Origin of the sequence: Spongiactinospora sp. TRM90649 (assembly GCF_029382225.1) — a bacterium.
Classification (GTDB): Bacteria; Actinomycetota; Actinomycetes; order Streptosporangiales; family Streptosporangiaceae; genus Spongiactinospora.
Window position 1 is genome coordinate 257,178 of record NZ_JARLTC010000002.1, and the last position, 26,026, is coordinate 283,203.

Consider the following 26,026-nt stretch of genomic DNA (forward strand, 5'->3'; position numbering starts at 1 on the left):
GAACATGACCAAACCGTCATGGCCCCGTCTCGGTGACCACACAGCTATATGGGTGTGCGAGGTCCGAATCTCACGAGGGTCACGCGTCGGCAGGCGGCCAGACCGTCGAAGGTCCCGTCGGCGACCGAGGAGTCGCGATGCGCGCGGTTGTCATCCGGCGGTTCGGCGGTTCGGCGGTTCGGCGGTTCGGCGGTTCGGCGGGCCGGAGGTGCTGGAGATCGCCGACGTGCCAGTGCCGGTGCCGGTGCCGGGTGAGGGGCAGGTCCTGATCCGGATAGAGGCCGCGACGGTCAACCCCGTCGATCTGGCCACCCGGTCCGGGGCGCTCAGTGCGGCGGGCCTGCTGCCCGCGCGGGACGTGATCGGCATCGGCTGGGACGTCGCTGGAACCGTCGAGCGAGTATGACCGGGGGTCACCGGCATCACCCCCCCTCCCCCCGGGACCGGGTGATCGGTCTGTCCGACCGGGTGGACATGCCGCTCGGCGCGCAGGCCGAGCACGCCGTCCTCGACGCGGACGCCTCCCGCGAACGTGACCCTCGCGCAGGCCGCCACGTTGCCGCTGAACGGTCTCACCGCCGCGCGGGCGCTCGACGGGCTCGGCCTGGAGCCCGGACGGACCCTGCTCGCCGAGCTCGCCGCCCTGGCCGGGGCGGGCTCCCTCACCCTGCGGGTGGCCGAGACCATGCCGCTCGACCAGGTCGCCGCCGCCCATCGCCGCCTCGCCGAAGGCGGCCTCCGTGGCCGCCTGGTGCTCACTCCCCAGCGCCGTTCACCCGGCAGGCATACGCCCCAGCCGGTCGTGGATCTCGTCGAGCGCGTCCCGCATCGTCGCGAGGTCGGACCGCATGATCGCGAGGTCGGAGTCGTGCGTGCCCGGTTCGTCGCGCGCCAGCCCTTCCATGATCTGGACGGCCCGCAGCGCCGGTTCCACCGCCTCGGCGGGGCTGAACCACCGCAGGTTGACCGCCTGGAGGTGCAGCGTCGCGGCGAGGGTGAGCGCGTCCACGCCGGGGAGGCCGTCTCGCGCGAGGCGATCGTAGATGCCGGCGGCCTCCTTCGCCGCGGTGGCCGCCTCTTCGTGGCACCGGACCCTGCCCGAGTTGTGCGCGTGGCGTTTCAGCGCGAGCGCGAGGTGTCCGCGGTGTTCGACGGCCCCGGCGTGCGCCAGCCGACGGCGGATCGGGAGGGCTTCGCGACCGGCGGCCAGGGACTCCCATCGCCGGTCCATGCTCCACAGCGCCCCGGCCAGCGTCTTCAGCGTGACGGCCAGGCCCTGATCACGCTCGCGCGCGTCGCCGTGGGAGCGCCGACGATAGGCCGCCGCGATCCGGTTCAGCACGGCGACGCTCTCGTCTCGCGCGAAGCTCTCGAAGCCATCGGCGGACCGCTCGCCAAGGTCGTCGGCGGCCACCGCCGTCAGCCCCGCTTGAATGCCGTACTCGCGCTCGGTGCCACCCCTTCGCCGGAGTTCCTCGGCGATCTCGCCGACCACGTCCAGGGTCTCGTCCCAGCGTTCCCGCATCGCCAGGACGCGGCCGTTGGCCGCCAGCATGCCCAGGACCAGCTCCGGGTCGTCCAGGTGCCTGAGCAGGTCGATGAAATCGCGCTGCGCGGCCAGGACGAGATCCCACCGCTCCCGCCGGCGCAGGAAGATGTCGAGCGCGTAGTAGGTCCGGCATATCCCGGGCCCGTTGGTGACAGGGTCGGCCCGCGCCTCGTGGCGGAACACCCGCAGGATCGTTTCCAGACCGGTCTCCACGTCGGCCTCGGTCCCCTGCATCCACATCACGCCGAGGATCACGGCGGCGGTGTCCTGCCAGGCGTCGCCGGGCTCCGCCTTCCGCCGGTCCAGGCGGCGACGGATCCGCACCGCCTCGTCGAACGCGGCGATGGCCGGTTCGGTGCGGCCCAGCCGCAGCAGCACCCCGGTCTGGAGGGTCAGCGTCGTGTGCAGGTCCTCCTCGTGCACGGACTCCGCGGGGTCCTCCCGGACGAGCCGGCGGAGCCTCTCGACGGCCTCGCGGGCCAGCGCCTCGGCCTGCTCCGGTTCCGTGGCCACCAGATTGCCCGCGAGGGTCACCAGCGCCATCGCGACGTCGCTCGTGGCCTCCTTGTCCCGGCCTTCCCCGTCGCGCGCCAGCCGGTCGAGGGTGTCGACGGCCTCGCGCGCGAGGGCCAGCGACTCCTCCCCCGCTCCCAAATACGGCCCGCAGAGCGCCGCCGCGAAAGTCGCGATGGCCAGGTGCTCCCGGTGTTCGGCGGGATCGTCGGCGGCGAGCCTGCGGTAGATCTCGACGGCTTCGCGGAACATCGCCAGCGCCTCATCCGGGCGGGCCAGGACGGGACGCAACGCGTCGCCGCCGACCGTCATGGGGGCCTTTATCGCCGCGAAAGCGTCGGGCTTGGGCAGGATGCCCCCGAGGGCCAGGAGCAGGGCGAGGTCGAACGCCGACTCGGCGAGCCTGGGTTCGAAGGTCGTCGGGTCGGTGACGGCCAGCGATCGATAGAGCCGGATGGCCGCGTCGAACGCGGGCGCCGCCTTCTCCTCCCGGTGGGCCTGGTTGAGCCAGCGGCCCAGGGTGTGGTGCAGGTCGGCGCGGGCGGCGGGATCGGTGAGCGCCGGCAGGCGGTGCCGGGCGAGGCGTTCGGTGAGGTCGGCCACGGCGACGACGAGGTCGCCCGCCGTCTCCTGCGGATCTTTGGGAAGGAGCCGCTCCAGCGCTTCCAGGACGGGGAGCACGTGCGGCCAGCGTTCACCGGCGGCGGTGAGGAACGTGATCGCCCGGGCGGCGTACGGCGGCAGCGTGCCGTCGCCGGACGGTGGGGTGAGCAGCACCTCGGGCGCGTCGGCGGCCCAAGCGTCCGGCCGATGCTCGGGCAGGTCGTGGCCGGGCAGGCACAGGGCCAGGAAGTCCTCGGCGAGGCGGTCGGGATAGAGGGGTTCCAGGACCGTCCGGGGGTCGGCGGGCGGGTAGCAGAAGGTGTGGTCGGTGAGCACGCCGTCGGCGTCACCGCCGACGCCGACGGCCTCCAGCACCGCCCTGGCGTCGCGATGGCCCAGCGGGCCGGTGAGCACGGCGGTGAACACGGCCCGGCGCATCCGGACCGGGTCGGTGCCGAACGTGGTGCGTGCGCCCGCGAGGGGATCGGTGGTGCCGTGCAGGGCGTTCCAGTGGTGGCTCTCACGCCCCAGCAGGTAGGCGGTCAGCGCGGGCATGTCCGCACGCGGCGGCGCGGGACGGGGCGTGTCGCGGGCTTGACGGTCCACGGCCACCAGCGCCGCCATGTGCACCGCGAGCGTGAGACCGAACTCCGCACGCTCCAACCAGTCGGGCACGCCGATCGCCGCCGCTTCCGCCTCCGGCAACCCGTAGCGGCGGGCGAAGCAGTCGCGGGCGGTGACGAACATGTCGCCACGGGCGTCTCTCTCGCCCGGCAGCGCGCCCAGTGACCGGGTGGTGCAAGCCTCGGACGGCCAGCCGCCCTGGGTGAGGGCGTGGCGCAGGGCGGGCCAGATGTGCTCGTTGCGGGCGAGGAGCAGCACTCGTACCGGTATGCGCTGGTCGAGCACCTTGTTGCCGAACAGCCAGGTCAGATGGGCCAGCGGCCAGCGGTCGGCGTAGTCGACCAGCATGAGCAGCCCACGGGCCGCCCCGATGCGCAGATCGTGGCTCGCCGGGTCCGTGGAATCGATCACCCGTGCGGCGGCGTGTTCGGCGACGATCACCTTCCACCCGTCGTGGGCCGCGGACGCGGCGAGGTGGGCGGCCAGGCGGGTCTTGCCCTGGCCGCCGGGTGCGTGCAACCAGCGGACGGCACGGGCCTCACCGCCGTCGCGCCAGGCGTTCAGTTCGCGGACTTCGCCGTGGCGGCCGGTGAAGTCGACGACGGCGTGGCGGGCGTTGAGCAGCCGACTGGGTTGGGCGGGCAGGCCGTGGCCGTCCGGCGCGGTTTTCAGGTCGGCCGGGCCATCGGCTTCCTTGAGGAGGTAGACGGGCCTGCCATCGCCGAAGACATGGAGATCCCCGCCGATCACCCCGTAGCCGAACCCACTCTCGACCCGCACCTCCTGGTGCGCGTTCCACCCCAACTGCCCGAAAACACCGTCCACGTGCCATCCCGCCCTGTCAGGGGTTCTACGGCAGATCGAATTCCCCGCCCCTGGCCCCGTCGAGGAAGCATGCCCACTCGTGCGGCGTGAAGACCAACGGTGCCGTGCCGGGGTTCTTACTGTCTCTGACGGCGACGATCCCGGAAATGTTCGTGGCGACCTCAACGCAGCCGCCGCCAGCATTCCCGCCGGACTTCTTCGCCTTATGCCAGACTGCCCGGGTAAGGTCGACTCTGTTCAGATCCGCTTGGTCCATTTGTCGATCGCATCCCTAATCGTCTGTTGTGACTGCATTTTCGGATAAGCATGCGCCCGTACCATGTCATGGTACTTCTGGTGCTCTGCGATAACCAGCGGGTCCGTGGCCACGATCCCACCTGCCGTGGACTCCATCAGCAAGGCATCTGGCCGCCCTGATACCTCAGCAAGCACGAAGCCTCCCATCAGGGAAGATGCGCAGTCCGCCGTCATTGGGACTATCTGAATCGTCACCCCGGGATGATCTGAAATCTCCAGCAGCGCCCGAAGTTGCTCGACGAGCACCACAGGTCCACCGACCGGCCGATGCAGGGCTCCCTCGTCCACCAGATCCCAGATGATCGGGAGTGGATTCCGCTCCAGCAGCGACTTGCGCCGCATGCGAATGCGGATCTGCTCCTCGACCTGATCGGCCTCGGGTGGAGCGGACGGAGATGACGCGAAAAGCGCTCTGACATATGCCTCCACCTGGAACAGGCCATAGATGACCACAGGCGTCCAGGTGCGGAGAACACTCGCGAACGGCTCGATCTCCTCAGTCCACCGGATGGACCACCTCGGGGAGCGGGCCTCGCGTTCCAACCGCTCGTACAAGCGGACAAAGACCTTCTTCTCCGTCAACCCGAAAAACTGGTCGAGCCGCTCTGCCTGGTACAACTGCGGGGCCCGCTTGCAGTGCTCCAGAGCACTGACGAGAGACTGATCGCACATCAGCACCCTGGCCACCTGTATCTGCGACAGCTTCCCTCTGAGACGGTATTTCCGCAGCTCAGCCGCAAAGGCCGCGCGGGCCGACGTGTGCGGGTCGAGGTCATTGAAGTTGGCCGCCATCTCGCCTCCCATTACCGTTCAGGACATCCAGGACCGAGTTATGACAGATAGCACAACAGTATTTGTCGCACCCGTCATGCAAGGTCCTCTGCCGTCCAGGGGGAACCTCCTCACGTGGCCGAGAATAGCGGCAACCTAATCGGGCAGCGCCATTTTTCCAGCTCTTCGCATACGCGGATATAACAATGCGGAACAAGGCGACAAATCAACCCGAGGATCGCCCATGCCTCACCTGACGGATTCACCGGCCCTCCGGAGAGACGGCCTTACCCTGGTCGCCCTCCCCAACTCCGTTCAAATCGGACGCCTCTACACGACGGCCGTCCTACGCGGATGGGGCTACTTAAACCAGGAGTTCCTCGACGACGCACAGCTCGTCGTCTCCGAACTGCTGACCAACTCCGTCCAGGCGATGCGATCGGCGAACGGCCACACCCCCGTCACCGCCCGCTCCTTCATCAAGATCACGCTGTCCGAGCTGCGCGACCGCATGTGCGTCGAAGTGTGGGACCCCCATCCCGGGCTCCCGCACCCCGGCGGCATGCCCGACGCCGAATCCCTGCGTGGACGCGGCCTGGAAATAGTGCGGGCCCTCGCACTGGACATGGGATACCGCGTCCCCCGCGACGGTTCCACCACAGCCGGTAAGACCGTTTTCGCCACACTGCCCTTCCCTTGATAAGTCACGCACCGTGTCCCGGTGATCGCCGGGACACGGCGGCGGCCCCTCTCAATGGCAGCCAAGCGACGATCGTTGGCAGCATTCAGGCGGGACGAAACTTCCGACCCCCATTAGAGTTTGTGCACCGACCGAAAGGACAAGCAGTCAAGTTCCGATTAGCACTGTCATGCGACGGGGGGAACACGCATGCCAGCACCACTTTTCAGCATGTCCAAGGGGCCGATCGCCGCCCTGCTGATTTTGACGGCGATATCGGGCTGCGCGAACGCCCACGGCCGGGCCCATACGTCGCATCCCCGCCCCACGCCTGTCTCTACCGGCAAGGCGACCCTCTCCGACCTGGACCTTCTGCACCAGGCCGAACAGATTCTCGTACGCGACTGCATGGCGCGGCGGAACCTCGAATACCGGCCCATCCCGCGAACGCAGGTGCCGGACATGGAGTCGTTTCCCTACGTCGTGGACGATGTGAAATGGGCCCAGAGAAACGGCTACGGCCGCGCTGAACGCCAAGCACTCGACAAAGCCGCCGGATCCTCCACACGCTACTACCGCACGTTCTCCGGAGCACAGCGGCAGACCTGGCTCATCGCCTACCACGGAGACCGCTCCTCGCCACTGACGGCACGGCTCCCCACCGGCGGCACGATCGGCCACAGCGGCAACGGCTGCGCCGCCCAGGCGTGGCAGGAACTCTACGGCGACAAGCGCCAATGGTTCCGGGCCGCCAGGATCACCCAGACGCTCGACAACCTGCGCGTCACCCAGACCCAGGGAGACCCCGAATACCGGGCCGCGCTGGAGCGCTGGCAGAAGTGCATGTCGGGCGAAGGCTTCTCCGCTCCCACGCCCCTCGCGCTCCGCAGCCGTTCTCTCGCCTATCGCGGAAAGGACGCCGAGGCCCGCGACATACGCGCCGCCACGGCCGAAGCCCGCTGCGCGGCGAGTTCCGGCCTGTCGAGAACGGCTCATGAGCTGGACGCCGCGAACGCCGCCGCACTCGACCAGCGCAATCGCGCGGAATTCGAGACCGCCGAGCGCTTGCGGGCGTCCGCGCTCCCCAAAGCACGTGCCCTTGTCGGCGCACGTTGATGATCACCCACAGAACAGGAGCAGCTATGAAGACTCTCCGGAATATGACGCTGGGCGTCGCGTCGGCCGCCGCCCTCCTCATGGGCGGCCCGGCCGTCGCACACGCCGAGCCCGCACCCGCCGCCGCCCCGACCGGCACCCCCGCGCCCGAGAGCGCCCCCGCCCCGAGCCCCGGCCCGAAGAAACAGGTGACCAAGCAGACCCTGACGGGGAAGAAGTCGTCCGCACAGGCCCTCTACCCGGACGGCTATCTGTACGTCTACTCCGACGACATGGGCTATTCCAAGAAGTACGCCGGAAACGCCTATGAGGGTTGGCCCTCCGGGTGGAACAACGCGGTGGACGTGCTGTGGAACAACGGCTACCCGGGCGGGGCCGACGACGTCAACATCTACGACTACTCGACCGGAGTGGGCGCCTACGCCTGCATCGGCAACGGCGACTACTGGGACCTGCGCGCCGACCCCTATGTCTTCTCCTGGTACAACGACTACCACGACGAATGGGCACGCGCCCCTTTGGGCAAGCGCGTCCACGACCGCGGCAGCGGCCACATCTGGGTGAGCTGGTGCGGCAACAACAACCGCTGATCCCTGCCCCGGCGGCCCTGGGCCGCCGGGGATGACCGATTTTCCGGGACGCTCGGCGTCCCTAACCGAGAATTGACGTACTGGGCGGGCCGATCGGGGCTACGGAGGGCGTTCGATCGGACACGATGGCAGGGTGAATCGACGCTCGGTGCGTTCGAGGGCGGCGGTGGCCGTGTTGGTCGTCGTGGCGCTGGGGGCGATCGTGATCCTGGTGGCCCGGGTGTTGGACCCGGTCGCCGAGGTCAGTGTCGCCGACCTGGTCGGGCTGCTGCTCGCGGTGATCCCGCTCGCCGTCGCCGTCGTCACCTGGGCGAGAACCCGGCCGTCCGTCCGCGCGGATGTGGAGGCCGCCGCCGGGGTCCTGGCCGGGCTGGTGGAGCGGCAGTGGCGTGACGAGGCCCGGCATCGGCTGCTCGACGACCCCGAGCCGATGCCCGTCCGGTGGCGGCTGACAAGTGCCGGGGCCGGCACGGGCCTGCCCCGATTGCTCGGCCCCGGGGCCGAGGCGCTGCGCGAGGGCGGGCATGACGTGCCCGCCCTGGCCCGTGCCTTCCGCGGCCTCGACCGCCCGCGGCTGGTCATCACCGGCGGCCCCGGCATGGGCAAGACCACCCTGGCCGTGCGTCTGCTGCTGCGACTGCTGGCCGACCGCGCCGCCGACCTGGCGGCGGCCGGTCCCGGCGAGATCGTCCCCGTCCCCGTGCTGGTGCCCGTCAGCGGGTGGGACCCGCGCACGGACCCCCGCCTGCACGACTGGCTCGCCGTCCGGCTGGCCCAGGACTACCCCGCCCTCGCCGCGCCCGAGCTCGGCCCCGGAGCCGCCGCCGCGCTGGCCACCGGCGGTCACATCCTGCCCGTCCTGGACGGCCTGGACGAGATCGGGCCGCAGGCCCGCGCCCGGGTGATCGACGCCCTCAACGCCTCCCTCGACGCCCGCGACCGGCTCGTCCTGACCAGCCGCACCGGCGAGTTCGGCGAGGCCGTCGCCATCGCGGGCCGTCCGTTGTCCGCCGCCGCCGTCATCGCGCCGATGACGCTCCCGCCGCAGGCCGGGGCCGACTACCTGCGCGCCTGCCTGCCCGCCGTCCCCACCGAGCCCTGGCGGCGGGTGCTGGACGCGCTCGGCGCGGGCACCGCGCCCGGCCTGACCGCGTTCGCCGCCACCCCGCTCGGCCTGTGGCTGATCCGCGCGGTCTACCTGGACACCCGCGCCGACCCGTCGCCGCTGGCCGGGCCGCTCGGCGGCGACCAGGCCGCGCTGCGCGCCCACCTGCTCGACCGCCTCATCCCCGCGCTGATCGCCACCCGCCCGCCCAGCGGCGACCCCGCCGACCACTTCCGCCCCGCCCGCGCGCTCGACCCCGACGCCACGCGCCGCCACCTGGCCTGCCTGGCCCGCCGCTTCCCCGGCACGGAGACCCGTGACATCGCCTGGTGGCGGCTGGCCCGGACGGTCCGGCGGTTCCCCCTCACCGTGGCCGTGTCGGTGGCGCTCATCACCACCGTGCTCTTCACCGTCATGCTCACCGCGGGCAACGTGGTCATGCGGCTGATGCTGACCGGGCCGAGCGACGTGCCGGACGGCGTGCGCGACGGCCTGGTCGGCGGGTCCGTCATCGGCGCCGCGCTCAGTCTGGCCTTCGGGGCCGCCGCCGGGCTGGCCGCCATGCGATCCCGGGACGGAGGTCCCCCGGCGTCCTGGTACCGCGCGCTCGGGCGCAGGATCGTGCGCGGGGCGCCGCCCGGCGTGGCCTTCGGCACGTTGATCTACCTGCTGGCGCGGACGATCGCGGGACCCGAGGAGTACCCCACCCTGGTCCTCCTCGGGGTGCTCGGCGCGCTGGCGGTGGGCATCGCGGCGGCCGGTTCGTGGGGGGAGCAGCCTCCCGGACACGCGGCGCTGAGCCTGCGCAAGCACTCCGGCCGCCGCTTCCTGCTCCGGGGCGCGTTGCGCGGGATCGTGCGGGGGATGGGTCTCGGCGTGCTGGTCGGGGTGATCTGCGGGCTGGTGTTCGGCCTGTCGATCAGCCCCCTGCACGGACTGGCCCTCGGCGTCCTGGGCGGGGGGCTCTACGCCTTCTGCTTCGGGCCCGCGATCGGGCTGATCAGATGGCTGGAGGTGCCGCTGATCACGACGATCGGCACCCCGGCTTCCAGCTACCGCGCCGACCGCACGCTGTCGCTGGTCCGCGCGCTCATCCCGGGGCTGGTGTTCGGGGCCATGATCGGGTGGGCGTGCGCCCTGCTGACGCCCTCCCTCGCCTACCCTCAACCGGCCGGGGTCGGGTTCGTTTTCGGCCTCACCTTCGGGTTCGCCTTCGGGGCGATGTTCGGGCTGGTCTCCGGAGATCACCACGCGTGGCCGTCGTGCTCGTTCACCGTCGCGCGGCTGGCGCTGACCCGCCGGCTGCCCTGGCGGCTCATGGCGTTCCTGGACGACGCCCACCGGCTGGGGCTGCTGCGGGCCGTCGGGCCGGTCTACCAGTTCCGTCACGCCGCGCTGCACGACCATCTGGCCGCTGAGGGGGTGGTGCGGGCTGTACTACGGAACTCCAGCCCACGGGATCGATCGGCGACGGGTTCCCCGGAAGGGTTGAGGTCGTAACAAACGACCACTCAACAGGGAGTTCTCATGTCGTTCCGGACACCCCTCGCCGCCGCCGCCCTCACCGCGCTCGCGCTGAGCACCGCCGCCACCCCGGCGAGCGCCGCGCCCGCCGTCCCGGGGTCGGTGCAGAAGAGCCTGGACGCGCTGGTCGCCGACGGCGCGTTCCCCGGGGCGCTGGCCGCCGTGCGGGACGCCGAGGGCCGTACGCGCCACTACACCGCCGGGGTGGGCGACCTGAAGACCGGTGCGAAGGTCCCGGTGAACGGGAGGGTCCGCATCGCCAGCAACACCAAGATGTTCACCTCCGTGGTCGTCCTGCAGCTCGCCGAGAAGGGATTGATCGACCTGGACGCCCCCGTCGAGAAGTACCTGCCGGGCCTGATCAGGGGCAACGGCAACGACGGGCGGAAGATCAGCACTCGCCGGTTGCTCCAGCACACCGCCGGGCTGCCGAACTACACCCGCGACATGCCGCCGATCCTGACGGTCCGCGACCGCTACACCGACCCCCGGCGGCTCCTCGACGAAGGCCTGGCGGAGAAGCCCTCGTTCCGGCCGGGCAAGGGCTGGGAGTACAGCAACACCGGCTATGTGGTGCTGGGCCTGCTCGTGGAGAAGGTCACAAGACGCCCGATCGGTGATGAGATCACCCGGCGGGTGATCCGGCCGGCGGGGCTGCGCGACACGTACTGGCCGGGCGTCGGCGACCGTTCCATCCAGGGCCCGCACCCGAAGGGGTACACGCCCAAGAAGCCCGGTGGCCCGATGGTGGACATCACCCGGCTGGACCCCTCGTGGGGCTGGGCGGCGGGGCAGCTCATCGGAACGCCCGGCGACCTCAACCGCTTCATGGTCGCGCTGCTGGACGGCAGGCTGCTCAAGCCCGCGCAGCTCGGTCAGATGAAGAAGACCGTCCCCGCGCCCGGTTTCCCGAAGGGCTGGGGCTACGGCCTGGGCCTGGTGAAGATCAAGCTCAGTTGCGGGGACGCCTGGGGCCACGGCGGCGACATCGACGGCTACGAGACCCGCGACGCCGCCATGGAGGACGGCCGGGCCGCCACGGTCGCGGTGACCGCCCTCCCCACCAGCGAGAAGAACGCCGAGCGGGTCAACGCCGTCCTGGACACCGCGCTGTGCGGGAAGTAGCGCCCCGCCCGCCGTACGGGTTCTCCTAAAACGATTCAGTGGGACCCGGCGGAACCGAGGCGGCGAGAGTGGTTAACCTGACGGGCATGAGCGCTGAACCCGTATCCGAGGATGTCGACATCCACACCACGGCAGGAAAGATCGCGGACCTGGAGCGGCGCATGTTCGAGGCCGCCCACGCGGGGTCGGCGAGGGCCGTGGAGAAGCAGCACGCCAAGGGCAAGATGACCGCCCGGGAGCGGGTGCTGGCCTTCCTCGACGAGGGCAGCTTCGTGGAGTTCGACGAGTTCGCGCGGCACCGCTCCTCGGCGTTCGGCCTGGAGCGGGAGCGCCCCTACGGCGACGGCGTGGTGACCGGCCACGGCACCGTGGACGGCCGGCCCGTGGCGATCTTCTCCCAGGACTTCACGGTCTTCGGCGGCTCCCTCGGCGAGGTCTTCGGCGAGAAGATCGTCAAGGTGATGGACCACGCGCTGAAGACCGGCTGTCCCGTGGTCGGCATCAACGACTCGGGCGGCGCGCGGATCCAGGAGGGGGTGGTGAGCCTCGGCCTGTACGCGGAGATCTTCAAGCGCAACGTGCACGCCTCGGGCGTGATCCCGCAGATCTCGCTGATCATGGGCCCGTGCGCGGGCGGCGCGGTCTACTCGCCGGCGCTCACCGACTTCGTGCTGATGGTCCGCGAGAAGTCCCACATGTTCATCACCGGCCCCGACGTCATCAAGACCGTCACCGGTGAAGAGGTCACCTTCGAGGAGCTGGGCGGCGCTCACACGCACAACTCCAAGTCCGGCGTGGCGCACTTCGAGGCGGCCGACGAGGACGAGTGCCTGGAGTTCGCCAAGGCGCTGCTGTCGTACCTGCCGGGCAACAACCTGGACGAGGGCCCCGTCTTCGAGGTCGATCCCGTCATGCTGGTCACCGACGAGGACCGCGAGCTGGACGCGCTGATCCCCGACTCGGCCAACCAGCCCTACGACATGCTCGAAGTGATCGGCCACGTCCTGGACGACGGCGAGTTCCTGGAGGTCCACGCCCAGTTCGCGCCGAACATGGTGGTGGGTTTCGGCCGGGTGGAGGGCCGGTCGGTCGGCGTCGTGGCCAACCAGCCGATGAGCCTGGCCGGGACGCTCGACATCGCCGCCTCCGAAAAGGCCGCGCGTTTCGTGCGCACCTGCGATGCCTTTAATGTGCCCGTCCTGACATTTGTTGACGTTCCCGGATTCCTCCCGGGTACCGATCAAGAATGGAATGGCATCATCCGGCGCGGCGCCAAGCTCCTCTACGCCTACGCCGAGGCCACCGTGCCGCTCGTCACGGTCATCACCCGCAAGGCGTACGGCGGGGCCTACGACGTCATGGGCTCCAAGCACCTGGGCGCCGACGTCAACCTGGCCTGGCCGACCGCGCAGATCGCCGTCATGGGCGCGCAGGGCGCGGTGAACATCCTCTACCGCCGTGAGCTGGCCACCGCCGACGATCCCGACGCCGAGCGCGCCCGGCTGACCACCGAGTACGAGGACACCCTGGCCAACCCCTACCTCGCCGCGGAACGCGGCTACGTGGACGCCGTCATCCGCCCCTGTGACACCCGTGTCCAGGTGGTGAAGGCGCTGCGCTCGCTGCGGAACAAGCGCAGCGTGCTGCCCCCGAAAAAACACGGCAACATCCCCCTTTAATCAACGACGATCCTGGGCAGGAGAGCTGGAGGAGGACGCAGGATGCCCGACGCGCACATGAGCATCGTTCGCGGTGACGCCACGCCAGAGGAGATCGCCGCCGTGATCCTGGCGCTCACCCGGAGGACGACACCCCCGAAGGCGCCGACCAGAAGAAAGACCGACCTGTGGAGGGATCCGACGCATAGGATGCGAAAGCCACTGGCCCATGGCCTCGGCGCTTGGCGAAGCGGTTCTCTCCCGTTTTAGGTAGGAGGATCCCCTCGGATGGGGTGTCAACTTCCTCAAGTGTTGGGACTATCTAGAAATGGGCGAATATAGTCAGCCGATCATCTAGTCCCGAGGCCTGGAGGACGACATGGCCATCCCGGACCTCTTGCCACATGCCGTGGTCGCCAAGTACGCGGTCCTCGTTGACGTCGGCTACCTCTACGCCGCCGCCGGCGAGGTCATCCTCGGGGCCAAGGAACGCAAGGAATACCGTGTCGCCGCCGATGAGCTGATCCAGGCGCTGCAAAAACATGCGGAAGACCGTATTTCTGGGGAGCTTCTCCGTATTTACTGGTACGACGCCGCGCGCGACCGTGTGCCCACCGTCGACCAACGGGTGATCGCCCAGCTCCCCTGGGTCAAGGTCCGGCTGGGCAACCTGAACGCGCGCGGCCAGCAGAAGGGCGTGGACGCCCAGATCAGGAGCGACCTGGAGGCGCTGGCCCGGCACCACGCGGTCAGCGACACCATCCTGCTGGCCGGTGACGAGGACATGGTGCCCGCCGTCGAGGCCGCCCAGGCGTACGGCGTGCGCGTCCACCTGTGGGGTGTCGAGCCCCCCTACGGCACCAACCAGGCCGAGCGCCTGGTCTGGGAGGCCGATACCGTCGAGGTGATCAGCGCCGACTTCCTGCGCCCCTACTTCAGCCGCGCGCCGCAGGCCGTGCCCGCGGCCCCGGCCACGCCGTCGCCCGCGCAGGTCTTCGCCGGGCGCACACACCCCGTCAAACCGGCGCTCAAGCACGGCCAGATCACCAAGCTGGGCCCCAGCCGCCCGCACGTCGAGGAGGTCGGCGAGCACGTGGCGCAGAAGTGGATCCTCACCCGGGGCCGCGACAACATCCGCGACCTGCTGCCCGGCCCGATCCTGCCCACCGTGATCGACACCGAGCTGCTGATCGAGGCGGAGAAGGAGCTGGGCCACTCGCTGCGCCCCTACCCGGAGGCCCGGGTGTGGCTGCGCGACGGCTTCTGGGCCCGCGTCTACCGCGAGTTCGACCTGGGCGTCGGGGTGTCCAGCAAGTAGTCGGGTGTCCGGCAAGTAGCGGAAACAGCGGTCGCCGTCAGGTCCGATTTCCGCGAGTCATAGCCTCTGGCATGGGCATATTCTGGCGAACATGTTGATGAGAGCGGAGCCGGCGAGCCCGGTCGGGCTGGACTTCGACGCCTGTTACCGCGCCGCGTCGGCGCGAGACCCGCGTTTCGACGGCCGCTTCTACACGGCGGTCAGCACCACGCGCATCTACTGCCGGCCGATCTGCCCGGCCCGCACACCGGCACGTCGTAACGTACGATTCTACCGGCACGCGGCCTCGGCCGAGGCCGCCGGATTCCGGCCCTGCAAGCGCTGCCGCCCCGAGCTGAGCCCCGGCGACCCCGGATGGGACGTCCGGAGCGACCTGATCGGCCGGGCCCTGCGGCTGATCGACGAAGGGGTCGTGGACGACTTCGGCGTCGCCGGGCTGGCCCGGCGGCTGCACATCACCGAGCGCCACCTGCACCGGCTGTTCACCGCCGAACTGGGGGCCGGGCCGCTGGCGGTGGCGCGCACCAAGCGGCTGCTGCTGGCCAAGCAGCTCCTCACCGAGACCGCGCTGCCGGTCACCGACGTCGCCTTCGCGGCCGGGTTCGGCAGCGTGCGGCAGTTCAACGCGACGATGAAGGAGACGTACGGCTTCGCCCCCGGCGAGCTGCGCGCCACGGCGGGCGGGCCGCGCACCGACACCACGGCCGCGCTCGCGCCGCTGAGCCTGCGGTTGCACCACCGCGAGCCGTACGACCCGGTGGGGCTGCTCGGCTTCCTGGCGGCGCGGGCGATCCCCGGCGTCGAAGAGGTCGACGCCACGTCCTACACGCGGGCCGTCGCCGGAGGGTCCGTCACGCTCAAGGTGGCGAAGGGCCATCTGGCGCTGACCGTTTCGGTGGCCGACACCCGGCACGTGGCACGCATCGTGGCGCGCTGCCGGCGGCTGTTCGACCTCGACGCCGATCCCACGGCGGTCGGCGAGGCGCTGTCGCAGACGGCGCTGCACCCGCTCGTCCAGGCGCGGCCTGGGCTGCGCGTCCCTGGCGCGTGGGACGGGTTCGAGCTGGCCGTCCGGGCCGTGGTGGGGCAGCAGATCTCCGTCGCGGGGGCGCGCACCCTGCTCGGGCGGATCGCCGAGCGGGCCGGGGGCGACGGGCTGTTCCCGACGGCCGAGGCCCTCGCCACAGCCGACCTGTCCGGGCTCGGGCTCACCGGCCGCCGGACGGCCACCCTCGCGGCCCTCGCCGAGCGGGTCGCGTCCGGCGAGATCGACCTCGACGGCGCGCAGGAGCCCGGCGAGGCCGTCGCCCGGCTCCTGGAGATCCCCGGCATCGGGCCCTGGACCACCAGCTACATCGCCATGCGCGCGCTGCGCGACCCCGACGCCTGGCCCGGCGGCGACCTCGGCCTGCGCAAGGCGATGGCGTGCCTGAACATCCCTGAAGATCACATCGAGCGGTGGCGGCCCTGGCGGGCCTACGCCGCGATGCACCTGTGGAGTTCGTCATGATCGAAGCACAGACCCTGCCGACCCCGGCCGGCCCGCTGTCCCTGCTGGTCCGCGAAGGCGTGCTGGTGGCGGCGGGATTCACCGAGGACCCCGGGGAGATGTTCGACCGGCTCCCGGCCGTGCTGCGGGCGGAGGAGGAGCTGAAGGTCGTGGACGACCTGGGCGAGCCCGCGCGGGCCGTACGAGCCTACCTGGACGGCGACCTGACGGCGCTGGACTCGATCCCGGTGAGCCAGCCCGGCTCCGAGCGCCGCCAGCGGCTCCTCACCGCGCTGCGGGACGTCCCGGCTGGTACCACCGTCACCTACGCCGAGCTGGCCGAGCGCGCCGGAATGCCGAGGACGGCGGCGCGCGCGGCGGGCGGCGCCTGCGCCCAGAACCTGATCGCGCCGTTCGTGCCCTGCCATCGGGTGCTGCCCGCAACGGGTGGCTTCGGCGGCTACTACTACGGCACGCCGGTGAAGGAGTGGCTCATCGCGCACGAGTCGGGCGCGGCCATCGGCTGACAGCGACGATAGAGGACGAAAGGGAACGGCCCCGGCTGAGGAAGCCGGGGCCGTCGTACGTCAGTCGCCCAGCTTGGTGACCGTGCTCTGCACCTCGCCCACCGGCACGTCGCGGGTGACCTCGATCGCGATCGGCTGGTAGGCCACCGGGATGGGGCCGCCGTCGGTCTCGACGTCGACCTGCCAGGTGGTGGTGACGGACAGCTCATATACCTTGCGCGGCAGATCGACCGAGGCCCGGCGGTAGATCACCCCGCACTGGAGCTTGCCGCCCTTGACGTAGGGGTGACCGGTGGGCCCGCACTCGGACTTCAGGTCGTAACGCTGGGTGTCCGTGGTGCCCGGGTCGATCTCCATCTCGTCCAGCGTCGCGGTGACCGTCGCACTCATCACCCCGGGAAGCTCGGCCGTGACCGAGCGGCTGGGATCGTCCACTCCCAGCCACACCCAGGTGCCCAAGTTGACGTAGCTCTTCTCGTTGGGATTGAGCATGATCTTGGGTTCGGGGACGGTCAGCGCCGCCCGCGCGATGTCCGCCAGTTCCTGGGCGGTGATGCCGTTGGGCGGGGTCTCGCCCTCCGGGGCCCAGACGAACGGGTCGAGCGCGCCCCAGCAGGACAGCCCGTTGGGGTCCTTCTCGTTGTAGGAGGGGACCCACCAGCGGCCCTTCTTCCCTTCCTGGTCCTTGAACTGCTTGAGGAACTCCTGGAACTCCTCTTCGGTGCCGTCGGGGTGGGCCTGGAACCAGTACGGGCGGATCTGCTCCTGCTGCTGGAGCATGTCCTTGCCGTCGGGGCCGGGTTCGTACCAGCAGGGGCGCTTGAGGCGGTAGCCATCGCCGCGCTTGCCGTTCAGGCCGTCGCCGCGCAGGACGATCTGCGAGTTCCACAGCTTCACCCCGACCGTGCGGTCGTTCTGGAAGCTCTCGCCCTTCGGCCCCGGCGGCGGTGCGGCGGCGGCCGAGGCAGCGCCCGCGCCGGACAACACCAGGCTTCCCGCGGCGAGGAGAACAAGCAGCCGGGGCATCCTCGGACTCATCGTCGGCATCCCTTCGCGCGTTCGTTCGTCAGAGCGGCATGGCGGAACAGCTTGATCCGCCAGGTTCCGTCGTCGCCACGATGGACGGCGGCCGACTGGAGGTAGGTGGACTTCGGCGGCCTGTACGAGGCGGGCTGCCGGGCGGCGGGCAGCTCCCGCCCGGTGCGGGCGTCGGTCAGCCGCAGCCCGGACTCATCGACGCAGACGTCGACCTGCGCGGCGGTCTCGAACTCGCCGCTGACCATGAGCCCGTACAGCCGGGCGGTGCCGCGCACGCCCCGGCGTCCGTCGACGTACGCCTTGACCCACTCGTAGGAGCTCTGACCGGCCTGCGTCTCCATCAGCGCCAGGTACCGGGTGTCCTTGCCACGGGTCACGACCGCCTCGAACATGCCGGTGTAGGCGTCGCGGAACGTCTCGATCATCTGGGTGTGCTCGGCGTCGAGGCCGCCCGGCCACTCCACGACGACCTTCAGGTCGTCGCCGACGCTCAGCGTCTCGCTGCGGGGCGGCGCGCTCGACGGGGCCGCCGAGGTGGCCCCCGACACGGGCGCGTCGCCGCCTCCCGGCGTGAACGGCCGATCGGCGCCGGAGGCGGCGCACCCGGCGCAGAGCACGGCGGCGACCGCCGACGCGATCAGCCCTCGCATGCCGATCACGTTAGGACGGCGCGGCACTTCCGGGCCACCGCTATATCCGGATCGGTATACCCCGGTTCCTCCGCCCACGCGGCCGGACTCCTCTCGTGTCGCACGGGCTCGGATCACGCCGACGGCACCGACTGCACGCGCCACGCCGGATACAGCTCGTCGATCAGCGCCTCGGTCTCGGGGGCCATGCCGCCGCCGTACGGGTGGGAGGCCGCGCGGCGGTGCAGGGCGTCCACCACGGCGCGCAGCCCGGCGACGTCGCCGGTGGCGTGCGTGGCCCGCAGCAGGTCGCGCCACAGCCCCTCGTCGTCGGCGGCCAGCAGCAGCCCGGCCCGCACCGCCGCGACGGCCTCGGCGGGTTCGTCCTGCGCCAAGCGCAGCTCGCACAGCCGGTGCGCGGTGTCGGCGACCGCCGCCGTCACGTCGTACTCCAGGTCGTCGTCGGCCAGCCAGGCGTAACGCCCGCGCGGACGCGGGCTCAGCAGCGGCCCGCGAACCAGCCGCAGCGCCCGGTCGAGCAGGACGGCACGCGCCGCCGTGTCACCATGCGACCGCCTGACCAGCTCGCGGAACAGCGCCCAGTCGGTGCGAACCTCCGGCCCGAGCCGCAGCCGCCCCGACGAGTCGGTGGAGAGATGGGGACGCCCCTCGGAGTCGTCGCCCAGCCAGGCGGCGACCCGCTCGATCGTCGCGTCGCGCACGTCGGGCTGCACCCCGCGCGGCCACAGCACCCCGCCCAGCACGACGGGATGCACGCCGCCCGGATGCGTGGACAGGTAGACGATCAGCTCTCCGGCGAGCGCCATCCTGCCCTCCTCCAGCGGCTCGGGCGCGGAGATCTCGATCGGCCCGAGGACGCGGACCTCGACGGCGGGCGGACGCGACTCGATCGGGATCTCCGTCTCGACCGGCAGCGGCTCGCCCTCGTAGCGCTCGGTCGTGCCGAACAGCTCGACCAGCGCCGTGTACTGGCGGCGCGGCAGGAGCTGGGCGACGACCTCGAAGCCGAGCGCGTCGACCCTGGCCCTGCCCTCGTCGGTGACCTCCCAGGTCCAGGTGGCGTGCGGTACGTCACCGGCCACCACGTAACCGGCGGCCGTACGGGTGCCCGCCCTGGCCAGCAGGGCGAGCCTGCGGGCCTCCTCCGGGTTGGGCGCGATGGCCGACAGCAGGTAGTGCGGCGGCCAGGCCGGGTCGGCGGCCCTGCCGTTCACCCGGCCGGTCAGCACCTCGCCCTCGCGCACCTGGTCGTGGACCCGCGCCTCCAGCTCGGGCAGCACCTCGGCCAGGCTTCCGGCGCAGGTGATCCGCTCGGGCGCGATCGCGGCCAGCTCGTCGCCGAAGCCGACCAGCGTGACGTGCATGGTGTCGGACCACCGGTTGGTGCCCAGCTCGACGGCCAGCGCCGCCAGCGCGGCCGTGGTGTTCGCGCCGGTGATGTTGATCAGCCCGTGCGCGGCCTCCAGATCGACCAGCACCCGGCCCGCCTCGTCGGTGCCCAGCGACACCAGGCCCGGGTAGGGCGCCGGGGCGTCGGCCACCGACTGCTCGTCGAGCATCCGGCCCTCGTGCGCTTCGAGCCGCCACACCCGCCCGCCGTCGTGGGCCGCCCACGGCGCGGGCGGCTCGCCCTCCGGCGGGTGGATCCACAGGTCGAGGCTGCGCGCCGACAGGTGCGCCGCGTAGATCGTGGGAGGGGTGCGCCCGCGCAGCGCCAGCGCCCTGCCGAGCACCCGCAGGCCGATGTCGAGCATCCGGGTGCCCGGAGCGTCGGCCCCCAGCCGCAGCGCGACCTCCGCCTGCGCGGCGTCGTCGCGGGGGCGGGCGATCCGCCGCCCGAACACCCGGCGCCACAACTGCGCCCTGCGCCGCCTGCCGAGCAGCACCAGCAGCCCGGCGGCGGCCAGCGACATGCCGGCCAGGAAGTCGCCGACGTCGAGGTGGACGCCCTGGTCGGCGACGGCCTTCTCGGCCCGCTCCCGGTCGGCCTGGGCCAAGTCGGCCCACGCCGCCTCCTCGGCGGTCTCCTCGGACGTTCTTTCCGGCTTCTCTTCGTTCTGGCCCTTCTCGTTCTGACTCTTCTCGGTGAGTTTCTCTTCGCGGGGGGCCGGGGGCTCCTGTGAGGTCTCCTTGCCCTGCTCGCGGGGCGTGACCCGCTCCTGCTCGCGCGGGACGGCCTGCTCGGCGCGCTCCTGCGACGGCGTGCGGTTCTCGACCTCGCCCCGGGGCGTGACGACCTCCTGGGGACGGCCGGTCCGCTCCTTGCCGTCGAGCTCCATCCGCTCGCCCGCGCCCTTGACCCCGTCGTAGCGGGTGCCGCCGTCCATCTCGGACGGCCGGTCGCGGTGGTCGGCCAGGGTCTCGGGGCGCGGCTGCTCCGACGGGACGATGTGCACGTTGACCGCGTCGTCCGGCATGTCGAGCACCCAGCCGGGGCGGATCAAGTCGGCCATGTGCAGGCGCGTGCCGTCCGGCTGCTCCTTCTGCTGGTTGAGCTTGAAGATCTCCGGATACCTGCGCCCGTCGCCCAGGCACTTCTCGGCGATCTCCCACAGGCTCTCGTGGTGACGGCCGTGCGGCGGCTGGACCACGTAGACCTTCTTGGCCTTCTGCACCTCGTGCAGCACCTGCCGCTGCTCCTCGATGGCCTCGTGCAGGGTGACCGCCGCCACGGAGGTCACCGCGGGCGACACCGGCGGAGCCTGCGCCCGGACCAGCGGAATGACCACGGCCGACGCGGTGAACAGCACCAGCGCCGCCGAGACCAGCCGGTTGGCCAGCGCCTGCGTGCCGCCGGACAGCGGCACCCGCACCGGCATCCCGATCCGGCGGACCCCGGCGTAGACCTCGACGATCACACAGAGCAGCAACTGCAGCCATGCGAGCCAGACGAAGAGCACCATGATCGCGATGAGCGTGCTCGTCCCGACCTGACTGGTGAGCAGGTCGATGTCGAGCAGTTCCGGGGCGATCGGCGGCCCGGCCAGGCGCAGCAGCGCGTACGGCACGCCGCTGACCAGCGCGACCAGCACCGCCAGCGCGCCCAGCCCGGCGATCACGTCGCCGAACGTCCGCCTGGTGGTGATGCGTTGGGGCTGTCGCGTCGGCATGCCTCTCCTTCCTCGTTCAGCGTCCTCCTGGGCGGCCTCCGGGGCCAGAGCCTCCGGAAGATCAGTCGGCCTCCTCGCCGATGTCCGGCCCCGCCGTGGCCGATCCCTCCATCTCGGTGCCCGCGAAGCCCAGCGCGGCCAGGAAGAACGCCTCCCAGCGCACGCTGACCCCGACGGTCACCTCGGTCTGCCCGTTGCCGACCTCGCAGCGGGTGCGCTCCATCGCGTCGTCCTCGTGCGCGTCCACGATCTCGTCGGCCTGCTCGCACACCGGGCCCTCGTCGAGCAGCCGGGCCTCGCCGGTCTCGCGCAGGTGCTCCTGGTCGATCACGTCGGCGGCGGCCCTGGCGGCCTGTTCGGCCACGTCGTTGGCGCGCAGCCGCGCGTTGATGGCGGCGCCGCCGTCCACGAGCAGCCCGGCGAGCAGGAACACCACCACGGAGAAGACCACCACGAAGATCGACATCGAGCCGCGCTCATGGTCTCGCTCCCGCCGATGCTCGCGTCCGCAGGTCACTCGAACCTCCGGAACCGCTCAAGGGGGACGACGGAGGTGCCGGTGATGGTCTTGCCGGCGCTCCAGCCGAGGAACGACAGGTCGAGGTCGCAGGTCACCTCTGCCGAGATCCGGCCGCCGTAGGTCTCCTCCGAGCCCTCCTCCGGCCGCTCGGCGTCGATGTCCAGCTCGGCGGCGGGGTTGTCGCACTGGCCCTCCAGCGCCGCCTTGACGGCGTCGTCGGCCGCGGTCTGCGCGGCGTCCTCGGTGCGCTGCACGGACGCGGCGCGGGCGGCGTCGCGCGCCGCGCCGTTCACCTCGCCCTGCGCCTCGACCAGCCGCCCGGCTCCCACGAGGAAGAGCAGGAACAGCAGCAGCACCGGCGCGAGCAGCACGGTCTCGGCCGACATCGACCCGCGCTCGGCGCGGGCGGTCGCACGAGAACGGCCGGCCGGCGTCATTCCTGGCATCCCTCCGAGCCGTCGTCGGGCCGGAAGCACTCCACCGGCCCGCCGAACCTGGCGGTGACGGTGAAGGTCAGCTCCGGCAGCAGCGGCACGACCTGTACGGCACTGCCCGTCACTTCCACCCCTCGCTCGTCGCCCTCCTCCCACGCCGTCACCTGACGGTCGGTGAGGATCTTCGGCCCCACGGTGTCCACGATGTGCTCGGCCCGCTCCTTGGCGCGCTGCTCCCAGTCGGTGGACTCCGTTCCCGCCGCCCGTGCGATCCGCGCGCCCTCGCGGGCCGCCGAGTCGGCGACCTGGCGGCCATGGAACCACAGCGCCATCTGCACCACGAGCAGGATCACCGCCAGCACGACCGGCATGATCAGCGCCAGTTCGAGCACGGTCGCCCCGCGCTCGCCTCGGCGAGCACGGGGCGTGGGGGAGGGAGCAGGGATCATTGGCCGCCGTCACCGCCACCGCCACCGCCACCGCCGTCCCCGCCGGAGCCGCCGCCGAACTGGTCCTCGATCTCGCTCTGTCTCTCCTCGACGAGGGTTCTGATCAGCGTGGCCAGGCCGAGGGCGACACCGGCGATGATCGCGGTGATGATCACCCATTCGACGGCCGAGGCGCCCCTGGTGGGGGCGGTGCGCGCGCGGTGGATCCGCACGCTGAGGAAGGCGACCAGGTAGATGACCCACGGGTGATTGCGCATCTATGACCCCAACATCTTCATCGCTGCCGGATAACTGAGAAAGACGACGAATCCCGCGCACAGCAGCAACTGGGCGACGAGCATGGACTGCGAGCGCTCCCCCGCCCGTCCCTCGATCTCGGCGAGCTCGCGCCGCCGGAGGGTCGCCGCGCGGGCCGACAGCGACGCGCGGACCTTCGCCCCGTCGTCGGCGACCAGGCCGAGCGCGGCCGACAGGTCGCGCAGCTCGTCCACGTCGATCTCGTCGCCGAGCTGCCCGAGTGCCTGCCAGGGGGTGATGCCTACGATCCGGGCGTTCGACAGCGCCTCGCGGATCCGGGACATCGCCCAGTTGGCCTCGTCGGGGCCGCCGCCCACCGACACCGACATCAGCAGCGCCTCGGGGACGCCCCGCCCGCCCGCGAGGTTCATCGACACCAGGTCCAGGAACGCGCCGACGACGTGCCGGAAGTCGCGCCGCCTGGCCGAGGCGTCGCGGCGGATCTGCACGTCGGGCAGCAGGAAGAAGACCAGGGCGAAGGCCAGCGCCGACCACAGCGGGATGGTCGCCGAGGTGCCCCAGCCCATCAGGGCCAGCCAGCCCCACAGGATCGGGAAGGCCAGCAGGCCGGACACCGACAGCAGCACCTTGGTCGCCAGGAAGCCCTCGAAGGACCTGCCGACCAGGGCGAGGTCCGCCTTGATCGAGCGGGCCTCCCAGCCGCGGGCGGCGTAGAAGCGGGCCAGCCGTACGCCCAGATTGCGGCGGAACGCGCTGACCTCCTCGTCGGGCAGCACGAGCTGGAGCATCGGCGAGTCGCCGTCGTGGCGGGCCGCGTCGAGCGCCAGCAGCCGGGCCACCAGGCCCGGCCTGGCCGGGAACAGCGCCCGCAACAGCAGGAACAGCCCCATGCCGAGCACGGCTCCGGCCAGGATGGACTCAGTCACCGCGGCCTCCTCCCGGACGCGGCGCTCCGGCCGCGGCCGTCTTCGGGGCCTGGCCGTTGGCGCCCGCCTGCTCGGGGCGGGCGGCGGCGGCCTGGCCGTCGTCGGCCATGGCGGTGCCGAGCAGTCTGCTCGGCTTGTCGAACCTGGCCAGCCGCCGCATCCAGGCGAACCCGGCGCCGAACAGCCCGGCGACCACCACCAGCACCGCCTGGCCGAGGGCGTCGTCGTACTCCTGCACGTAGGAGGGGTTCCACACCACCAGCAGCACCGCGAAGCCGACCGCCGTGCCGACCACGATCTGCACGCTGCGGCGGGTGGCGCGGCGCTCGGACTCGACCCGGCGGCGCATGTCCAGCTCCTCGCGGGCCGACACGGCGAGCGCGCCGAGCACGTCGCGCAGGCCGGGGCCGCGCAGCCGGGCGTTGAGGATCAGCGCGGCGATGACGAGGTCGGCCGAGGGGTCGTCGAGCTCGTCGGCGAACAGGCGCAGCGCGGCGGGCAGCGCCATGCGGGTGTGCAGGCGGTCGACCATGGCGCGCAGGTGCGGGCGCAGCATCGGCGCGGCGGCCCTGATCGAGGCGGGGATGGCCTGCTCAAGGCCGGCGGCCCCGGCGATGGTGTCGCGCAGCGACTCGGTCCAGGCGGCCAGGCCCTCCAGGCGGCGCATCGCGGATCGTTCCTCGGCGGCGCCGCCGGAGAGGCCGCGCCAGGCGAGCACCAGCAGGACGGCGCCGCCCGCCATCACGGGCCAGCCGGTGATGATCAGGACGCCCGCGCCGCTGATCGCGGCGATGGCGCCGCGGGTGGTCAGGGCGCGGATCAGCTCTTTGCGCCGGGCGCTCTTGTCGGGGGTGGGCGGGCGCGGGCGCATGCCGTACAGGGACAGGGCGAGCAGGAACAGGCCGCCGCCGACGGCCGCGCCCGCCAGCAGCACCAGCGGGTCGAGCGCCCCGGACCAGGACGGGATCATCCCCACCCCCCGGGCACGTAGCCGTGCGGGACCAGCTCGTCGAGGCACGACAGCGGCGCGTGCGGGACGGCGTACCCCTCCGGCGAAGGACGGAACACCTCGGATGACAGCACCCGGCCGTCACAGCCGGTCACCTCGCGCACGCTGGAGACGTATCGCCGCAGCCGCCCGCCCTGGGCGTAGTCGTTGCGCTTCTCGATGAAGACCACGAAGTCGATGGCCCCGGAGATCAGCATGTGGGTGGCCTCGATCGGCAGCCGCTCGGCGGCCTGCAGGGCGTAGGTGGCGACGCGGTTGAAGACCTCCATGCTGGAGTTGGCGTGGATGGTGGACAGCGAACCGTCGTTGCCCTGGGTCATCGCGTTGAGCATGGTGACGATCTCGTCGCCGAGGACCTCGCCGACGATCACCCTGCTGGGGTTCATGCGCAGGCTGCGGCGCACCAGCTCGGCCATGGTGATCTCGCCCTGGCCCTCGGAGTTGGGCAGCCGCTGCTCGAACGCGACCACGTTGGGGTGCAGCTCGGGGAACTGGTCGAGGCCCAGTTCGAGGGCCCGCTCGACGGTGATCAGCCGCTCGTGCGCGGGGATCTCGTTGGCCAGGGCGCGCAGCAGGGTGGTCTTACCGGCGTTGGTGGAACCGGCGATCATGATGTTCTTGCGGGCGCCGACGGCGGCGGCCAGGAACCGGCCGACCTCGGGGGTGAGGGAGCCGTTGCCGACCAGGTCGGTGAGGAAGACCTTGCCCAGGCGGGCGCGGCGGATCGACACGGAGGGGCGGACGGTGACGTCCATCACGGCCGACAGGCGGGAGCCGTCGGGGAGGCGCAGGTCGAGCTGGGGGTTGGCGGTGTCGAAGGGACGGCTGGACAGGCCGCTGTAGGCGGCGAGGATCTGGATCAGCTCGGTCAGTTCATCGTCGGACTCGGCGACCGGCTCGCTCATCGCCTCGCGGCCATCGGCGTATCCGACGAAGACGCGGTCACAGCCGTTGATGTCGATGTTCTCGACCTCGGGGTCGTCCAGCAGCGGCTGGAGCCGTCCGACGCCGAACAGCGCGGCGTGGATGCCCGCCGCCAGCGCCTCCTCCTCGTCGGCGGTCGGCGGCACCCGCCCGACCCCGATCTCCCCCCTGGCGTACTCCTCCAGCACCTGCGCGATCAGCGCCCTGGCGAACTGCCGCTCGTCCTCCCCCGTCATCGGCGGCAACCCCGACGCCTGATCCAACCGCCGCTGATGCGCCAGCCGATCCCCGACCTCCTGCCGGAACCGCTTCACCAGCGAATGATCAGTGCTCATCGCGCTCGCTCCGCTCGCGAGGCGAGGGCGCTGATGACCGGTGCCTTCGCGGGGCAGGGG

24 protein-coding genes and 1 pseudogene are annotated in these 26,026 nt (G+C 71.5%); 12 read left to right on the top strand and 13 right to left on the bottom strand.

The features are described 5' to 3' along the window. Positions 1 to 208 precede the first annotated feature (208 nt). Positions 209 to 406, top strand: a complete 198-nt coding sequence (locus P3X83_RS43250) for a hypothetical protein (RefSeq protein WP_346742677.1) — start codon at positions 209 to 211, stop codon at positions 404 to 406. A gap of 126 nt (positions 407 to 532) precedes the next feature. Then, positions 533 to 745, top strand: a pseudogene (locus P3X83_RS43255) (zinc-binding dehydrogenase); the annotation flags it as partial. Between the two features lie 27 nt (positions 746 to 772). Here P3X83_RS43255 and P3X83_RS01250 read toward each other — a convergent pair. Genes P3X83_RS01250 through P3X83_RS01260 form a run of 3 tightly spaced genes read right to left on the bottom strand, consistent with a single transcriptional unit; the run spans position 773 to position 5,203 of the window. Next, complete coding sequence (locus tag P3X83_RS01250; protein ID WP_277303347.1) at positions 773 to 4,114, bottom strand: hypothetical protein; 3,342 nt, start codon at positions 4,112 to 4,114, stop codon at positions 773 to 775. Positions 4,115 to 4,139: 25 nt separating this feature from the next. After that, entirely contained in the window at positions 4,140 to 4,370 is a 231-nt protein-coding gene (locus tag P3X83_RS01255; RefSeq protein ID WP_277303348.1) for a DUF397 domain-containing protein, read from the bottom strand. Continuing rightward, entirely contained in the window at positions 4,352 to 5,203 is an 852-nt protein-coding gene (locus P3X83_RS01260; RefSeq protein ID WP_277303349.1) for a helix-turn-helix transcriptional regulator, read from the bottom strand. The genes P3X83_RS01255 and P3X83_RS01260 overlap by 19 nt, the downstream gene beginning before the upstream one ends. Before the next feature lie 223 nt (positions 5,204 to 5,426). On the opposite strand from P3X83_RS01260, the gene P3X83_RS01265 reads away from it, so the two are divergent. The 10 genes from P3X83_RS01265 (at position 5,427) to P3X83_RS01310 (ending at position 16,313) form a co-directional block, all read left to right on the top strand. Beyond that, the gene (locus P3X83_RS01265) at positions 5,427 to 5,882 is read left to right on the top strand and encodes an ATP-binding protein (protein WP_277303350.1); all 456 of its coding nucleotides are present in this window, start codon (positions 5,427 to 5,429) and stop codon (positions 5,880 to 5,882) included. A 210-nt stretch (positions 5,883 to 6,092) separates the two neighbouring features. Further along, complete coding sequence (locus P3X83_RS01270) at positions 6,093 to 6,977, top strand: hypothetical protein (RefSeq protein WP_277303351.1); 885 nt, start codon at positions 6,093 to 6,095, stop codon at positions 6,975 to 6,977. A 26-nt stretch (positions 6,978 to 7,003) separates the two neighbouring features. Then, the gene (locus P3X83_RS01275; protein ID WP_277303352.1) at positions 7,004 to 7,567 is read left to right on the top strand and encodes a hypothetical protein; all 564 of its coding nucleotides are present in this window, start codon (positions 7,004 to 7,006) and stop codon (positions 7,565 to 7,567) included. A gap of 133 nt (positions 7,568 to 7,700) precedes the next feature. Then, on the top strand, positions 7,701 to 10,172 hold the full coding sequence (locus tag P3X83_RS01280) for a hypothetical protein (protein WP_277303353.1): 2,472 nt from the start codon (positions 7,701 to 7,703) through the stop codon (positions 10,170 to 10,172). Positions 10,173 to 10,199: 27 nt separating this feature from the next. Next, a complete protein-coding gene (locus P3X83_RS01285) occupies positions 10,200 to 11,321 on the top strand; it encodes a serine hydrolase domain-containing protein (protein ID WP_277303354.1) in 1,122 nt (373 codons plus the stop codon). An 86-nt stretch (positions 11,322 to 11,407) separates the two neighbouring features. Then, complete coding sequence (locus tag P3X83_RS01290) at positions 11,408 to 13,000, top strand: acyl-CoA carboxylase subunit beta (RefSeq protein WP_277303355.1); 1,593 nt, start codon at positions 11,408 to 11,410, stop codon at positions 12,998 to 13,000. Positions 13,001 to 13,057: 57 nt separating this feature from the next. Next, the gene (locus P3X83_RS01295) at positions 13,058 to 13,249 is read left to right on the top strand and encodes an acyl-CoA carboxylase subunit epsilon (RefSeq protein ID WP_277303498.1); all 192 of its coding nucleotides are present in this window, start codon (positions 13,058 to 13,060) and stop codon (positions 13,247 to 13,249) included. A 109-nt stretch (positions 13,250 to 13,358) separates the two neighbouring features. Then, a complete protein-coding gene (locus tag P3X83_RS01300) occupies positions 13,359 to 14,297 on the top strand; it encodes an NYN domain-containing protein (protein WP_277303356.1) in 939 nt (312 codons plus the stop codon). A 91-nt stretch (positions 14,298 to 14,388) separates the two neighbouring features. Further along, positions 14,389 to 15,807: a DNA-3-methyladenine glycosylase 2 family protein gene (locus tag P3X83_RS01305; RefSeq protein ID WP_277303357.1), complete on the top strand. Its 1,419-nt coding sequence runs from the start codon at positions 14,389 to 14,391 to the stop codon at positions 15,805 to 15,807. Then, positions 15,804 to 16,313: a methylated-DNA--[protein]-cysteine S-methyltransferase gene (locus P3X83_RS01310; RefSeq protein WP_277303358.1), complete on the top strand. Its 510-nt coding sequence runs from the start codon at positions 15,804 to 15,806 to the stop codon at positions 16,311 to 16,313. Before P3X83_RS01305 ends, P3X83_RS01310 begins: the two co-directional genes overlap by 4 nt. Before the next feature lie 60 nt (positions 16,314 to 16,373). Here the strand turns inward: P3X83_RS01310 and P3X83_RS01315 are convergent, their stop codons facing one another. From P3X83_RS01315 to P3X83_RS01360, 10 genes are all read right to left on the bottom strand, one after another. Continuing rightward, complete coding sequence (locus P3X83_RS01315) at positions 16,374 to 17,351, bottom strand: hypothetical protein (RefSeq protein ID WP_277303359.1); 978 nt, start codon at positions 17,349 to 17,351, stop codon at positions 16,374 to 16,376. Further along, complete coding sequence (locus tag P3X83_RS01320) at positions 17,348 to 18,001, bottom strand: hypothetical protein (RefSeq protein WP_277303360.1); 654 nt, start codon at positions 17,999 to 18,001, stop codon at positions 17,348 to 17,350. The genes P3X83_RS01315 and P3X83_RS01320 overlap by 4 nt, the downstream gene beginning before the upstream one ends. 113 nt (positions 18,002 to 18,114) lie before the next feature. After that, on the bottom strand, positions 18,115 to 21,111 hold the full coding sequence (locus P3X83_RS01325; protein WP_277303361.1) for a hypothetical protein: 2,997 nt from the start codon (positions 21,109 to 21,111) through the stop codon (positions 18,115 to 18,117). Between the two features lie 61 nt (positions 21,112 to 21,172). Then, positions 21,173 to 21,628 (bottom strand): pilus assembly protein TadG-related protein, encoded by a 456-nt coding sequence (locus P3X83_RS01330; protein WP_277303362.1) that lies wholly within the window; start codon positions 21,626 to 21,628, stop codon positions 21,173 to 21,175. Further along, positions 21,625 to 22,068 carry a TadE/TadG family type IV pilus assembly protein gene (locus P3X83_RS01335; RefSeq protein WP_277303363.1) on the bottom strand — a complete coding sequence of 148 codons (444 nt, stop codon included), beginning with the start codon at positions 22,066 to 22,068 and terminating at the stop codon, positions 21,625 to 21,627. The genes P3X83_RS01330 and P3X83_RS01335 overlap by 4 nt, the downstream gene beginning before the upstream one ends. After that, positions 22,065 to 22,514 (bottom strand): TadE/TadG family type IV pilus assembly protein, encoded by a 450-nt coding sequence (locus P3X83_RS01340; RefSeq protein ID WP_277303364.1) that lies wholly within the window; start codon positions 22,512 to 22,514, stop codon positions 22,065 to 22,067. The genes P3X83_RS01335 and P3X83_RS01340 overlap by 4 nt, the downstream gene beginning before the upstream one ends. Then, a complete protein-coding gene (locus P3X83_RS01345; RefSeq protein ID WP_277303365.1) occupies positions 22,511 to 22,771 on the bottom strand; it encodes a hypothetical protein in 261 nt (86 codons plus the stop codon). Before P3X83_RS01345 ends, P3X83_RS01340 begins: the two co-directional genes overlap by 4 nt. Continuing rightward, on the bottom strand, positions 22,772 to 23,698 hold the full coding sequence (locus P3X83_RS01350; protein ID WP_277303366.1) for a type II secretion system protein: 927 nt from the start codon (positions 23,696 to 23,698) through the stop codon (positions 22,772 to 22,774). Continuing rightward, positions 23,691 to 24,668, bottom strand: a complete 978-nt coding sequence (locus tag P3X83_RS01355; protein ID WP_277303367.1) for a type II secretion system F family protein — start codon at positions 24,666 to 24,668, stop codon at positions 23,691 to 23,693. The genes P3X83_RS01350 and P3X83_RS01355 overlap by 8 nt, the downstream gene beginning before the upstream one ends. Next, a complete protein-coding gene (locus tag P3X83_RS01360; protein WP_277303368.1) occupies positions 24,665 to 25,966 on the bottom strand; it encodes an ATPase, T2SS/T4P/T4SS family in 1,302 nt (433 codons plus the stop codon). Before P3X83_RS01360 ends, P3X83_RS01355 begins: the two co-directional genes overlap by 4 nt. Positions 25,967 to 26,026: the final 60 nt, after the last annotated feature.